A 12911-nucleotide genomic window follows, 5' to 3' on the forward strand; every position below is an offset into this window, starting at 1 on the left:
ATATTATAATGACGGGCCCCGCCGGGCCCGTCTCAACCCTTACAGGGGTATTAAATGCTGCGGCTTCAAGAGCTTACCAAAACTTACAAAACCGGGGATCAGGCCCTAAAGGCAATCAATCTTGATGTGCCCAAGGGACAGGTGCTTGCTTTGATCGGCCCATCTGGTGCAGGCAAATCCACGATGATCCGCTGCATCAATCGACTGGTTGAGCCGACAAGTGGCGCTGTCATGCTAGATGATACCGACCTGACCAAACTTGGCTCAGGTGGGTTGCGCAAGGCGCGGCGCGAAATGGGTATGATCTTTCAAGAATATGCGCTCGTTGAACGCCTGACGGTTATGGAGAACGTCCTGTCAGGGCGGTTGGGATATGTCGGCTTTTGGCGTAGCTTCCTGCGGCGATACCCTCAATCTGATGTCGATGAAGCCTTTCGTCTGCTGGATCGGGTCGGACTGCTGCATATGGCAGACAAACGCGCGGATGAACTGTCGGGCGGTCAGCGTCAGAGGGTCGGCATCTGCCGCGCTCTGATTCAGAACCCCAAACTTTTGCTGGTGGACGAGCCAACTGCCTCGTTGGACCCCAAAACCAGCCGTCAGATCATGCGGTTGATTACCGAGCTTTGTCAGGAACGCGGATTGGCAGCAATCATCAACATTCACGACGTGGCGCTTGCGCAGATGTTCGTGCCGCGTGTCGTGGGCCTTCGATTTGGCGAGATAGTATATGACGGCCTCCCCACCGGTCTTACCCCCGACAAACTAACCGAAATCTACGGTGAAGAAGACTGGGAAGCCACGATTGAAAAAGTGGACGAAGACGAAGAGATCGAGGCCGCAGAATGAGCCACACCGAACTTGATGACGTTCTTGGTAAGGGGTGGCGCAAACCGCCGTTTGTTAAGAACGCGATGCTCCGCTGGGCTCTGATTGTTGGTTTTGTTGCCTACCTGATTGCCGCCTTTCTGACCATCGAGGTCGATTGGGGTCGGGTTTATGAAGGGCTGGATCGCGGCTGGGCCTTTGTACTGGCCTTCACCAGCCCCGATTTTATATCGCGCTGGAGCGATATCTGGAGCGGTTTGCTGGAAAGCATTGTCATGACTGTTGCGGCGTCTGTTGTGGGCATCCTGATTTCGATCCCGATCGGGCTGGGTGCTGCACGCAACATCGCTCCTCTGCCCATCTACGTCATCTGCCGCGGCATTGTCGCCATCAGCCGTGCCTTGCAAGAGATCATTGTAGCGATCCTGTTGGTTGCGATCTTTGGCTTTGGTCCTTTGGCAGGTTTCCTAACACTCTCATTCGCCACCATCGGGTTTCTGTCGAAACTTCTGGCTGAAGATATCGAGGCCATGGACAAAGTGCAGGCTGAAGCCATCAAAGCCTCGGGCGCACGCTGGATGCAGTGGATCAATTACGGCGTGCAGCCTCAGGTCATGCCGCGACTGGTTGGTCTTTCAATGTACCGGATCGATATCAATTTCCGCGAAAGCGCCATCTTGGGGCTTGTGGGTGCGGGTGGCATCGGAGCGACGCTGAACACAGCCTTCGATCGCTACGAATACGACACCGCTGCCGCCATACTGATCCTTATTATCGGGATCGTCATGGCGCTCGAATACCTCTCGGGTATCATTCGCGCGAGGGTACAGTAATGCCGGTTCTGGAACAGGAAGGTACGCAGATTTGGCGCAGGCGAACGACCGGGCAAAGCCTTGTTCGCTGGTTTGGCTGGCTTTTGGGCGTCGCAGTTTTTGTCTATTGCTGGCAGATCATCTCGGCGTCGACGACATGGTTCTTTGTCTGGGATGCACCGCGCATCGCAAATGACATCTGGACCCGTGCGACACCACCAAAATGGGATTATATTACGCAATTGGGGCGTCCGATCTGGGACACGCTGAATATTGCCACGCTCGGCACGATCATCGCCTTGTTTCTTGCCGTACCAGTCGCTTTTCTGGCTGCGCGCAATACCACGCCCTCGGCCGTTTTCATCCGGCCTGTTGCTCTTCTGATCATCGTTTCAACCCGTTCGATCAACTCGTTGATCTGGGCCCTCCTGCTGATCGCAATCATCGGTCCCGGGGTTTTCGCAGGCGTTATCGCCATCGCGATCCGGTCTATCGGGTTTTGCGCCAAGCTGCTTTATGAAGCCATAGAAGAAATCGACCACACTCAGGTCGAGGCCATAACGGCCACCGGCGCATCGCGCTGGCAGATCATGGCTTATGGCATCGTCCCACAAATTCTGCCCGCCTTTGCAGGCATCGCCGTTTTTCGCTGGGATATCAACATCCGCGAATCCACGGTTCTTGGCCTGGTCGGAGCGGGGGGTATCGGACTGCAACTATCGGCTTCGCTCAATGTCCTGGCATGGCCGCAGGTCAGCCTGATCCTGATTGTCATCCTGATTGCCGTGATGATCAGCGAATGGGTCTCTGCCAAAGTGCGGGGGGCGATAATTTGAGCCAAATCTCGATTGAAGAGGCGTTCGATGCATACGAAGCTGCGCGGCATCGTCTGCCCTCTGCTGACGCTACTGGCCAGTCCTTTCGTCGGGTGGAAACACTTGAAGATGTAGCCGATGAGTTTGACGTCTTCCTTTTGGATGCGTTCGGAGTTCTTAACATTGGTGAAACCGCTATCCCCGGTACGCCTGAACGGGTCGCAAATCTAAAGGCCATGGGAAAGCGCGTTCTTGTGGTTTCGAATGCTGCCGGGTTCCCTCATGCGGCATTGATCGAGAAATACACTCGGCTTGGCTATGATTTTGCTTCGCAGGATGTCATCACCAGCCGCGCAACGCTGCTTGCAAATCTTGATTTGCAACGCGAGCTGCACTGGGGGTTGATGGCAACACCAAGCACGGGCCTTCGCGATCTGGAAGGTTTGAACCTGACCTATCTGGAAGAAGATCCAACACCCTATGATGCGGTCGACGGATTTTTGATGATTGGGTCTGCGGCCTGGACCGAAGCGCGGCAGGCTTTGTTGGAGTCTGCTTTGTCAAAGCGGCAGCGACCTGTATTGGTCGGCAACCCGGATATTGTTGCCCCCCGAGAAAGTGGCTTTTCAATTGAACCTGGCCTGTTCGCACATCGTCTCGCCGACCGAACTGGTGTGGTCCCGGAATTCTTCGGAAAGCCGTTCGGCAACATTTTCGATCTGGCATTCAAACGGCTGGGATCCATCGACAAGTCCCGCGTTCTTATGGTCGGCGACAGCTTGCATACAGATATTTTGGGTGCAAACGCAGCAGGGATCGCATCGGCTTTGGTCTCAGGTTACGGTTTCTTTGCTGGACACGATATTGAAACAGCAATCGACAAGGCCGGTATCGTTCCGGACATCATCGTAAGCCGTCCTTGAAACTGGCCGAAACCCCATCGAATGCTATCCATAGGACCGCAAAGACATACCAAACCATGAGCTGGTCAGTGGCCTATTCGCTAAAAATAGAACCTGACCAGCAATTGGTGGGCTATGCGTGCTGCTACAACGTATTGGAAGACGCTCTGTTGCGTTTGCAATACTGCCCTAGAATAGCTGCAAGTCCTTCGCGCCACTTTGAATTTCGGCGAAGTTCGGCATGTTCTGCACAACCACAGGAGCCGGAGCCGTGCCCGGCATCGCGACTGTTGGTTTCGCAACAGCCGCTTTACCAAAGGCGGGTTTCTCCAGCTCTCCTCGGATATCGCGCAGCAACGTTTTGTGATCTGGCATTGATTTGAGGATTTGCGCGAGGTCCATTTTCGCACCTTTCCACCACTGGAACCAAATCGGTTTCTTCAACGGCCGAATGCGATCGCGTATGCCCGTGCCATAGCCAGTATCATAGACCTGTTTGCCCAAAAGGACGGTCTGATAAACGCGGAAATTGAACAGCGTTGCAAACTCGATATCGTGTTCCATCGGCAGGCGGTGCTGCCACAGCTCTAGGTTCTCAGCCAACCGATCCGGGATCTTCATCTCGGTGCGGGCGTCGATCCAGTATTGATCATCGGTGCGGTTGCCCAATCGGTAGTGCAGACAGATGAAATCTAGAACTTCGTCGTAGAGCTTGTTCATCTGACGGTTATACCGATTGCGCAGCGCTGGCTCGATATCGCGTGTCGGCAAATGTTCAGCGAACCAGCGTATTGCATGATCGATCATATGGATTGCGGTACTTTCAAGCGGTTCGATGAACCCACCGGACAGACCGATCGCAAGGCAGTTCTTGACCCACGCATTGCGTACGCGGCCGACGCGCATCGGGATCACGCGGGGTGTCAGACCCTTGCCGCTGTCACCCAGCCACTCCAGATATTCATCCGCCGCTTGATCATCGGTACGATGCGCCGATGAATACACATAGCCCGTGCCCACACGATTGTAGAGTGGCACCCGCCACGTCCAACCTGCACCAAGAGCTGTCGACCGAGTGACGCTTTCGATCCTCTCCGGATCGGGATGTTCGATCTGCAGGGCCATTGCGCGATCGTTAGGCAGGTATTCGGAATAATCCATAAATGGCTCGCCCAGAGCCTGATTGATGATCAACCCGCGGAAGCCGGTGCAATCAATGACCATCTCGATTTCATGGCGGCCCTTGCGCTCTAACATCAAATGACTGACGTTACCGTGCTCATCCAGCTCGACCGATTGAACTTCATCCTGAATATGTTCAACGCCACGCTTAGTGCAGACTTTGGTCAACATACCCGCAAATTTCACGGCATCCAGATGATAGGCATAACCAAACCGCTGCTCGAATTCGGGTGCACCTAAGGGCCGCGCCCCTTTGCACAGGCGAGCAAGATCATCATGCGGTGAGATCGATTGCGTAAAGTCCCGATCGCCATTGCCAAATCGTAGGAAATATTCGGCTGCTTCCAACCCTTCCAGCAATTGACCATGCGCAAACGGGTTTACATAATCAACGCGATTGCCCTTTGCGTCGTTGTTCCAGTTACAGAACTTCACACCCAGCTTGAATGACGCGTTGGTTTCGCGGAAAAAATCCCTCTCGGCAATACCCGCCTGGCGGAGCGTGACCGGCATACGCGGTACAGTTGCTTCCCCAACGCCCACGGTTGAGATATTGGGGCTCTCGATCAGGCAAATACGCGGGCGATCCTTAGGCGCCGAAGTGCGTGAAAACACCATGTCCAAGATCAGCGCGGTCATCCAACCGGCTGTACCACCCCCAACGATGGTGATTTTGCGCAAACGATTATTCATGTTTATTTGTCCCTGTTGGCTCGAGGGGAGATTGCAGCTGCTTCTTGTTTTTGTACTGATGTATATTTGGCAGCGTTCCCCGTTGGCTTGGGGGAAACATAACAGCTTTTCTGCGTACAGCCAGAGTCTGTGGCAATTCGTTCGACCTGCACATCCGCTGATCCGGTACCAGATCCCCAAAATGCCTAAAAATATTTTGTGACGAGACGTTCATTTTTGTTTGATTGCACTTAGGAAATTCAAGCGTAGTCGCCCAAAGTTTTGAGAGATAATTGCAAACATGGATTATGCTGCTGTTAGCCCGATTAGATTTGCAAGCTCCAATGGTGAGGCTTGCCATATCTCCCAGTTGATATTTCGGAATTACAGCAATGAATTAATAGCTTGTAACACGAGAAGGGCCGCCCAACGAACCCGATTATTTGAATCTATTGGAACCAAAGTGGCCAACCCTTCAAGGTCTTGTGGGTAGTTTGAGATCAGCTTTGGTTCCGCGCCGGATCTCCCATGGCGTGATCCAGCACGTTGATCCGGGCCGTCTGGATTTAGCATCAATCCTCATTTCTTTCTGTAGATTAGAGGGCCGGTCGAGGCTTGCTGAATGGAGCCCTTGAGTAGCTCAGGCGAAGCAGTTTGGGTGGCACGGTTGAGATTGGCGTAGACGGCAGAATGTCCAGACGACGCTTTACGGTGATTTCAGGCGATCACCTATTGGCAAATGGATAGTCGGACTGGCGACGTTCATTCTCCAATTCCCGCTATTGCTCGCGAAGGACTTCATTACCCCGATATTGTATCTGGTATTGGAAGACTGACTTAAACAGGCCGTTCAGTTCACACGCCTGACTATTGTCCCTGGATCAACGGAGGACGAAAAATCGCCGTAAGTTTTTTTGTCGAAAGAACCTTCATTGCCCCGTTATCTAGCATGACAGGCGCCAACATCCGTCGCAGACAGTTGTTCTCGTCCCGCGGCGTTCGCAGATCCTTCGCACCCGAACGTTCATCCCGCCGAACTTGGCCCTGTATCTGCAAAAGATCGCAACACTGGCTCCACGGCGTGCCGCGTGCTCGAAGCGAGTAACCACGTATGTCGGTTTGCACAACGCCCGAAAAATTTAATCTTTCAGACACATTCCGGACATCTCATGCGGATACCAAGCAGTTACGGCGCGCTTGGAGGATGTCTGGTGATTTCTTGAGGGGGTACGAGTGCAGCGCGTCGTACCTCATCCCTCATTTCAGTTTGTGAGGCATTAAGCGAGCTTCACAACCGATCCCTGCTTCAAGGAAGTGTCTGCCGCATCTGCCAGTTCCTGCGCCCGTAACCCGTCAACGATACCTGGAGAGGGAGAGGATGCGCGAGACACCGCATCAACGAAGTGTCCCATTTCTGCCCGATAGGCGCTTTCATATCGCTCAAGGAAGAAATGTCGCGCGGGGGATTTCTGAAACCCGGCAGGTGTCGCAATCTCGACCGCATTTTCCAGCATGTTTTCAGCCCGCAACATGCCCTTCTCACCATGAACTTCAATGCGTTGGTCATAGCCATAGCTTGCCCGGCGTGAGTTTGAAATCTGGCAAATCTTGCCGCTCGCCGTGGTCAGGGTGACAGCAGCGGTATCGACATCTCCGGCCTTGCCGATCTCGGGGTCGACTAGTGATGAGCCAACCGCGTAGACGCTGATTGGTTCTTCACCCAGCAGGAAGCGCGCCATATCCAGATCGTGGATCATCATATCGCGGAACAGCCCACCCGAGCTTTCGATATAACTGATTGGTGGCGGCGAGGGGTCGCGGGACAGGATGGTGACGATCTCGACGTTTCCGATTTCGCCGTTGGCGATACGGGACTGGATATTGGCAAAGCTGGGATCAAAGCGGCGGTTGAAGGCCGTCATGAAGGGCACGCCGGTGGCTTCGACAACTTTGATGCAGTCGCGGATGCGGTTTGCGGACATATCAACTGGCTTTTCGCAGAAGATCGCTTTGCCAGCATTCGCGGCTTTGTGGATCAGATCGTAGTGGGTATCGGTCGGGGTGCCGATGACAACAGCGTCAACATCCGCACTTCCAATCAGGTCTTCCGCCGACAGGGCCTGTGCGCCGGTTTTGTCGGCCAGCATCTGAGCCGGCTCCGCAAACGCATCTGCCACCGCGCTGACTCGCGCGCCATCAATCTGCCCGATCGAGCGCGCATGAACCTGCCCGATCCGTCCGCAGCCCAGTAAGCCGATATTCAGCATCTCATGCCCCTTTGAAGGCTTGTAGAACCCGGCGTGTCGCCTCGACCACCGGTTCATGTGTTTCTTTCAAGATTTGAACGCGGTCGAACCTGTCCGGGTCGGCATTTACGGCAGTACGCAAGGCATTACCAAATGCCATCCGCAATTCGGTCCCGATGTTGAATTTGCAGATTTTCGACCCGCGTGCCAGAGCAGAGCGCTGTGTGACCGGTACCCCTGAACCGCCATGGATCACCAGCGGTACTTCAGTCACGGCTTCGATAGCGCGGATGCGGCCCTCGTCCAAGCCACCTTCTTTATTCTGTTGCAGATGGACGTTGCCGACCGAGATTGCCATCGCGTCGACGCCGGTCTCATGGGCGAATTGCGCGGCCTCATCCGGATCAGTGCCGTCCGAACCCTCGCCGCCGGAATAGCCAACAAAACCGATTTCACCTTCGCAGGAAACACCGGCAGAATGGGCCATTTCGGCAATCGCTGCGGTCTCGGCAATGTTCTGCTCCAATGGCTTGCGCGAGCCGTCGAACATGACCGAAGTGAAGCCACTGTCGATGGCGATGCGGCAGTCTTCATGGGTGTAGCCGTGATCCAGATGGGCCACGACAGGTACGCTTGCCCCCTCGGCCAAATGGCGGAACATCTTGCCCAGAACCGGCAGCGGCGTGTGTTCGCGGCAGGATGGACCGGCTTGTAGGATGATAGGCACGCCTTCGGCTTCGGCGGCGGCCACATAGGCGCGCATATCCTCCCAGCCCAAAGTCACCAGCCCGGCCACGGCATAGCCGCCACGCAGCGCGGGTTGCAGCGCGTCCGATAATGTCACAAGGCTCATTTGAACTTGGCCACCATGTCCATGATTCCGGGGATGGTGTGCAGTTGGGCTGCATGGGTCGGTTGGAAGTACTGTTTTAGCGAGCGCTGGCTGAGGCCGCCGAGGATGGTGAAATAGTACATTTCGTACCCCGGCAGAACCGCGCAAGGGTGATAGCCTTTGTCGATCATGATCGTTGAACCATCCATGATGTGATAGGCATCGCCCGGCTTGTTGTCCTCACGCTGGAGCATCTGGATGCCCGAGCCATAGTCGGGCCGGAAGCGGAAATTGTAGGTCTCGTCATGGCGGGTTTCGATCATCTCGCCATCGTCACCTTTGCGGTCGGTGTCGTGTTTGTGGCTAGGAAAACCAGACCAACCGCCTTGACCCACGGTGAAAAGTTCAGACACCAGCAGGCGGCCCACCTTGTCGTGGTGGTTTGCGCCAAGAATGTGTTTGATCTTGCGGTGCGTTTTGGTGTCGTCAGAACCGTATTGAACCAGATCCAGCTCGGGCACGCGGACATCAAAAGGCTCAAGCACGCGGTCGAACTTAGCGCCCGCTATGAAGGTCTCGGTCTCGTCCGTCACGCAAGTAATGCGAACCTTAGCGCCGACGGGTACATAGACACCTTCGGGGTCGCCATCCCAGACGTCGATGGTGCGGTTGCCGAGGTTGGTATAAATCGCTCCGTCCACATCCACATCTACAGTGCCAGTGGCAGGCACAATGCAAGTCTCATAGCCAGGTACCGCGTATTCGAACACTTCGCCCTTTTTTAGCTTGACGATGTTGAAATAGTTCAGCGGCACCAGATCATTGTCGGCATCGACAATAGGTTTGTTCTGGTTGTCATGGGGCGCGATATGCATCTGCGTCTCCTTTCAGGTATCCGTGGGGCCCGGGTGTCGGGCCAGAAAATCGTCAAGTTCAGGCGTGGTCGGCATGGCCCCGGCGCAACCGGGTTTCGATACGACGATGGACGCGCAGGCCGAGCCGCGCAGCACTGCGTCGCGCAGGTCATGCCCCGCCGCGATTGAGGCCAGCAGACCGGCCAGGAAGCTGTCGCCCGCGCCATTGGGTTTCACAGCGGTGACCGGGTAGATGCCGGTGCGGATCTCTTGCCCGTCGGTCAGGGTGATGGCCCCTTCATGGCCCATCTTGTAGACCACCATCTTGCCGTTGGCAGCCAGTTCACGGGCTTTGTCTAGCCCCTTTTCAATGCCGCCCGCCATAAAGCCGAATTCTTCGTCGTTGCCGACGATTAGATCACTTTCGTTCCCAGCGCGGGTCAGAACATCTGAGGCCACCTGCGCCGAGGGCCAACTATAGGGACGATAATCAATGTCGAAGATCACTGGTAAACCAGCGGCGCGCGCGTTTTCAAACGCGCGAAACGTAGCCGAGCGTGAAGGCTCTGCCGCAAACACTGTGCCTGCCGTGATCAGGGCAGAAAACGAGGTATAATCCACCGCATCCATATCAGCTTCGGTCACCTGAAAATCGGCGGCGCCGTTGCGGTAGATGACATTCTGAAAGTCTTCGATGCAGCTTTCGTAGACAGCCAAGGACGTACGCGCCTCGCCGCCCACAGCACGGACATATCGCGTTTCAACGCCATAATCCTGCAGCTGGTTCACACAGAATCGGCCGACTGCATCATCTGATACAGATGTAACCAACGCGGCTTGACCGCCAAGCTTGACCAGCCCCGCGCAGATATTGGCGCTTGAGCCGCCCAGATCGGCATGGAACGTATCCGCATCAACGCTTTTGGTGCCGATGGGACCAGCAAACAAATCCATACCCGCGCGTCCGAACACGGCAAAGCGGTTGCCTTTTATGCCTTTGACTAGTGTCACTTGCGCCCCTCGGTATTGCCTGCCCGCGCAGCATCAAGCACCTCGGGGTAGGGATAGTTCAGACCCAGCAATTGCCGCATGTCGGGGCTTGCTTGATTGAGGAAATCTTGCGGTAGCGCAGCAGGCATATCTTCCATCGGTTTGACCCATTTGGGCAGGTACTGGATCAGGATCGCACTGCGGTCGTGATCTGCATTGTTTGGCATCGCGCAATGCCATGTCACGCCATAGAAAAGAGCAACATCGCCGGGCTCACCGGTCATCTGCTCGCATTTGTCGAAGAACTTGTCTTCAGGTGTGGGATACCGCAGCTCTTTCTGCGATCCGGGTACATAGCCGGTCGCGCCGCTTTCCTTAGTGAACGGGTCCAGCAAAACCGAGACCTGCGCGTTCATCGGAAATGACCCATTCAGACCCATGGGATGCGTTTCGGGGCTGTGAAAATCCCAATAGGGATAGTCGACATGCGGCTCTTGCCCCGGACCGCCCGGTAGGATGCGGTTGGCAGCGATCGAGCCCATGATGAACTCGGTCCCCAGAAACTTGCGGAGGATCTTCATCAAAACCGGGTGAGCGGCCAGGCGAGAAAACACGTCACCCTTCGCCAAAAGGTTCCACACACGGCGTTGCAGGTTCAGCTTGCCATCTTCTTCTGCGGCCCCCTGAAAATGCGTCACTTTCTCGGCCGCCGCCTCGGAATGCTCCATGACGATCGCGCGGGCCTCGGCGATTTCCTCGGGTGTGAACAGGCCTGAGATGGCAACCGCTCCGCCGCCATTCAGCAACTCATCAACGATGACGTCAGGATCGGCTGTCTCTGCTGTAAACCGTTTCATCAGATACCCTTACGCTGCTTTTCACGAGTGGTTTCCCATTCAACATGGGCATTGCGCACGTTTTCATCGGCCGAGGTATGAGGGGTTCCAACCTCCCACCAGGCATGTCCTTCGGTCGTCCAACCTTCGTAGGCATCCACATCCATCACAATTACGTAAGTTTTGTCGCTGGCCTTCGCGCGCTTGAACGCTTCGGTCAGTTCTGCCGGGTTCGCGACCTTCTCGCTTGTGGCTCCCATCGAAGCCGCGTGGGCCACGAAATCAACGCCGAAGGCTTCGGGAATGGTCGGGCAATCTTCCAGCAGGTTGTTGAAGCTTTCGTTGCCGGTGTTGTTCTGCAGTTTGTTGATGACCGCAAAGCCACCATTGTCCAGCACCAGCACGATCATCTTCTTGCGGCTCAAGACCGAGGAATAGATGTCTGAATTCAACATCATGTACGAGCCGTCACCGCAGAAGGTGATGGTGTCTTTCTCAGGCTCGCGCTCGGATTGGGCAATGCGCGCACCCCAGGCGCCTGCGATCTCATAGCCCATGCAGGAAAAGCCGAACTCGACATCGACGGTACCGATATCCAGAGTGCGCCAGTTGGCTGTAACCTCGGCGGGCAATCCCCCAGCAGCGGCAACCACACGGTCGCGCGTGTCGCACAGCTCATTCACGACGCCGATGGCTTGAGCGTAGGAATTCGGACGGTTTCCGTAGGAGACATTCTCGGCCACATAGGCATCCCACTTGTGCCGCTCTTCCTGCGCCAACGAGACCCACTCAGCAGGAGCGGTATAGTCAACTGCCTGTGTTAGAGACTTCAAAGATAACTTTGCATCCCCCACAACCGGCAAGGACATGTGCTTGCCCGCATCATGCCGCGCTGCGTTGATCGAGATGAACTGAGCGTCCTTGTCAAAGGCGGTCCACGATCCGGTTGTGAAATCCTGTAGCCGCGTGCCGACTGCGACGATCACATCGGCCTTTTCTGCAATCGCATTGGCACTGTCTGAACCCGTCACGCCAATCGGGCCGATATTCAGCGGATGGGTTGCCAGCATGTTGGCGCGGCCTGCGATGGTTTCGACGACCGGGATCTGGTGCTTCTCGGCAAACTCAGTCAGTTCGGTGACAGCTTTGGAATACTGAACGCCGCCGCCTGCGATGATCATCGGGCGTTTCGCGCCTGCCAGCGCGGCAACCGCATCAGCGATCTCATCCGCATCAGGCGATTGGCGACGAATGCGGTGGACTTTCTTTTCAAAGAACTTCACCGGGTAGTCATAGGTCCAACCCTGCACGTCTTGCGGCAACCCGAGGAAAGCAGGCCCGCAATCGCCCGGGTCCAGCATCGTCGCAATGGCGGCGGGCAGAGATTGAATGACCTGTGCCGGATGCGTGATGCGATCCCAATAGCGGCTGACCGGCTTGAAGGCGTCATTCACGCCGAAGGTCGGGTCATAGTAGTTCTCCATCTGCTGCAGAACCGGATCAGGCAAGCGGGTGATGAATGTATCCCCGCACAGCATCAGCATCGGCAAGCGATTGGCATGGGCAAGCCCGGCGGCAGTCAGCAGATTCGCGGTACCGGGTCCCGCGCTGGCGGTGCAGAACATGAATCGCTGACGCAGCCACTGCTTGGCATATCCTGCGGCCGCGAATCCCATGCTCTGTTCATTCTGCCCACGATAGAGTGGCAACTCATCCCGCACGGTATTCAGGGCCTCTCCCAGGCAGGTCACGTTGCCATGGCCGAAAATCCCGAAACCCCCGCCACATAAACGATATTCCTGTCCATCGATCTCGATAAATTGGTTCGACAGCCAGCGAATGATCGCCTGCGCCGTTGTCAGGTAAACAGTGTCATGTTGCGCGGACATGTCTGCGGGCTCCTTTAGGAAAATTGAGGTGCAATGCCGAATGCAGCTTGCGA

Annotated in this window: 11 protein-coding genes; 4 read left to right on the forward strand and 7 right to left on the reverse strand. The window is 55.7% G+C overall.

The genetic code is table 11. The annotated features are described in order from the left end of the window. The first annotated feature begins 54 nt into the window (after positions 1-54). Genes phnC through G7G_RS0103265 form a run of 4 tightly spaced genes read left to right on the forward strand, consistent with a single transcriptional unit; the run spans position 55 to position 3378 of the window. Positions 55-849 (forward strand): phosphonate ABC transporter ATP-binding protein, encoded by a 795-nt coding sequence (phnC, locus tag G7G_RS0103250; RefSeq protein ID WP_010438306.1) that lies wholly within the window; start codon positions 55-57, stop codon positions 847-849. Then, a complete protein-coding gene (gene phnE / locus G7G_RS0103255; RefSeq protein WP_010438308.1) occupies positions 846-1661 on the forward strand; it encodes a phosphonate ABC transporter, permease protein PhnE in 816 nt (271 codons plus the stop codon). The genes phnC and phnE (G7G_RS0103255) overlap by 4 nt, the downstream gene beginning before the upstream one ends. Next, positions 1661-2476: a phosphonate ABC transporter, permease protein PhnE gene (phnE, locus tag G7G_RS0103260; RefSeq protein WP_010438311.1), complete on the forward strand. Its 816-nt coding sequence runs from the start codon at positions 1661-1663 to the stop codon at positions 2474-2476. The genes phnE (G7G_RS0103255) and phnE (G7G_RS0103260) overlap by 1 nt, the downstream gene beginning before the upstream one ends. Beyond that, positions 2440-3378: a TIGR01459 family HAD-type hydrolase gene (locus tag G7G_RS0103265; protein ID WP_037320694.1), complete on the forward strand. Its 939-nt coding sequence runs from the start codon at positions 2440-2442 to the stop codon at positions 3376-3378. The genes phnE (G7G_RS0103260) and G7G_RS0103265 overlap by 37 nt, the downstream gene beginning before the upstream one ends. A 168-nt stretch (positions 3379-3546) precedes the next feature. Here G7G_RS0103265 and G7G_RS0103270 read toward each other — a convergent pair whose 3' ends face one another. The 7 genes from G7G_RS0103270 to iolD all read right to left on the reverse strand — a co-directional run bounded on the left by G7G_RS0103270 (position 3547) and on the right by iolD (position 12858). Further along, on the reverse strand, positions 3547-5232 hold the full coding sequence (locus G7G_RS0103270; RefSeq protein WP_010438318.1) for a tryptophan halogenase family protein: 1686 nt from the start codon (positions 5230-5232) through the stop codon (positions 3547-3549). 1256 nt (positions 5233-6488) lie between these two features. Further along, entirely contained in the window at positions 6489-7478 is a 990-nt protein-coding gene (gene iolG, locus G7G_RS0103275; RefSeq protein WP_010438321.1) for an inositol 2-dehydrogenase, read from the reverse strand. Between the two features lies 1 nt (position 7479). Continuing rightward, entirely contained in the window at positions 7480-8310 is an 831-nt protein-coding gene (locus G7G_RS0103280; protein ID WP_010438324.1) for a class II fructose-bisphosphate aldolase, read from the reverse strand. Beyond that, positions 8307-9164, reverse strand: coding sequence for a 5-deoxy-glucuronate isomerase (locus G7G_RS0103285; RefSeq protein WP_010438328.1), 858 nt, complete (start codon positions 9162-9164; stop codon positions 8307-8309). Before G7G_RS0103285 ends, G7G_RS0103280 begins: the two co-directional genes overlap by 4 nt. Positions 9165-9176: 12 nt before the next feature. Then, positions 9177-10154, reverse strand: coding sequence for a 5-dehydro-2-deoxygluconokinase (iolC, locus tag G7G_RS0103290; protein ID WP_010438330.1), 978 nt, complete (start codon positions 10152-10154; stop codon positions 9177-9179). Further along, on the reverse strand, positions 10151-10990 hold the full coding sequence (locus G7G_RS0103295; RefSeq protein ID WP_010438332.1) for a phytanoyl-CoA dioxygenase family protein: 840 nt from the start codon (positions 10988-10990) through the stop codon (positions 10151-10153). Before G7G_RS0103295 ends, iolC begins: the two co-directional genes overlap by 4 nt. Next, on the reverse strand, positions 10990-12858 hold the full coding sequence (gene iolD / locus G7G_RS0103300; RefSeq protein WP_010438335.1) for a 3D-(3,5/4)-trihydroxycyclohexane-1,2-dione acylhydrolase (decyclizing): 1869 nt from the start codon (positions 12856-12858) through the stop codon (positions 10990-10992). Before iolD ends, G7G_RS0103295 begins: the two co-directional genes overlap by 1 nt. Between the last annotated feature and the right edge of the window lie 53 nt (positions 12859-12911).

Source organism: Ruegeria conchae (assembly GCF_000192475.1).
Taxonomy (GTDB): Bacteria; Pseudomonadota; Alphaproteobacteria; order Rhodobacterales; family Rhodobacteraceae; genus Ruegeria; species Ruegeria conchae.